A 1,459-nucleotide genomic window follows, 5' to 3' on the forward strand; every position below is an offset into this window, starting at 1 on the left:
CGCCTTTGGGGAAGCCGACTTCCTCGGCGAGCGCGCCCCAGGCGAGGCCGGAATAAGGCGTCTGCGAGGCCGGTTTGACCACCGCGGTGCAGCCGGCAGCAAGCGCCGGGCCGAGCTTGCGGGCCAGCATCGAGGACGGGAAATTCCACGGCGTGATGGCGGCGATGACGCCGACCGGCTCCTTGGTCACCAGGATGCGGCGGTCCGCCCAGGGCGACGGCACGACATCGCCATAGGTGCGGCGGCCTTCTTCGGCAAACCACAGGATGTAGGAGGCGGCCGAACCGATCTCGCCCTTCGATTCGAACAGCGACTTGCCCTGCTCGATGGTCAGCAGCTCGGCCAGCACATCCTGATTGTCCATCATCGCGTCATGCAGCTTACGCAACAACTTCGAACGCTCGAGCGCAGTGGTCTTGCGCCATGTCTTGAAAGCGGCGTCGGCGGCTTCGATGGCGCGGCGCGTCTCGACCCTGCCCGACTTCGGCACAGTGCCGATCTTGAGGCCGGTGGCCGGATTGTTGACGTCGACCGTCTGGCCGCCGTCGGCCTGCACCCACTCGCCATTGATGAGATTGGCCTGGCGCATGAAATGGCTGGTTTTCTGAAGCATGGTCTAGCCTCCGTTCGGCGCGCTGACGGGCCGCTATCTGGATTTCTTTGGTGGGCGTGCGCAATGGCATCGGTGCCGGCACGCCTGGAGCCACTGCTCTTTACCTAGGGCAAGCCCCGCAATCAATCGCAAGATGGCATATAGGGTTTGGGCCAGCGCAAGGCGAGGCCAACTTGCGCCCAAATTGCTATCCAAACACGTTGCTATCCAAACACGTGGACGACGACCGTCAGCCAGAACGCCGTGGTGACGACCGCGCAGGCGGTGGCGATGGTCATCTGGTTCGATGCCAATGCCTGGCCGGTGTTGAACTGCGTCGCAATCAAGTAGGAATTGACCCCGGATGGCAGCGCGGCGGCCACGACCGCGACCTTCGCTGACAGCGGCGGCAGCCCGAACAGCCAGACCAGGCCGAGTGCAACGGCCGGCATCAGCAACAGCTTCAGCGCCGACAGCGCCAGCGCCGGCCGCACGTTGCCGGAGATGCCGAAACGGCACAGGCCAAGCCCCATGGCAAACAGCGCGACCGGTCCTGCGATGTTGGCCAATGCGTCGACCAGCCGGACGGCCAGCCCCGGCAGTGGCAGGCCGGTGATACGCCATGCCCATCCGGCCAGGATGCCGATGATCAGCGGATTGGAGAGCAGCTTTCGAAAGAAGCGCCGGATGATACGCAGCGGATGCACATGCTCGTCACCGCGGCCAAAGATTTCAAACAAGATGATCGACGCCATGATCATCGTCGGCAGATGCACGGAAATCAGCAGCGACAGCACTTCGAATCCACTTGGCCCGAATGTGCCGAGGACGAACGGGATACCGAGCAGGACGAGATTGGAAAACGCC

At 63.6% G+C, this 1,459-nt stretch carries 2 protein-coding genes; both read right to left on the bottom strand.

What is annotated here, in order from left to right; genetic code table 11:
• Positions 1-613, bottom strand: a 613-nt coding sequence (locus EOA86_RS34475) for an aldehyde dehydrogenase family protein (protein WP_128345592.1), incomplete at its 3' end; no start/stop codon positions are given.
• Positions 614-816: 203 nt separating this feature from the next.
• Positions 817-1,459: AEC family transporter (locus tag EOA86_RS34480; protein WP_128345593.1), on the bottom strand; the 643-nt coding region annotated here is incomplete at its 5' end.

This window comes from Mesorhizobium sp. M5C.F.Ca.IN.020.32.2.1 (genome assembly GCF_004023105.1).
Taxonomy (GTDB): domain Bacteria; phylum Pseudomonadota; class Alphaproteobacteria; order Rhizobiales; family Rhizobiaceae; genus Mesorhizobium; species Mesorhizobium wenxiniae.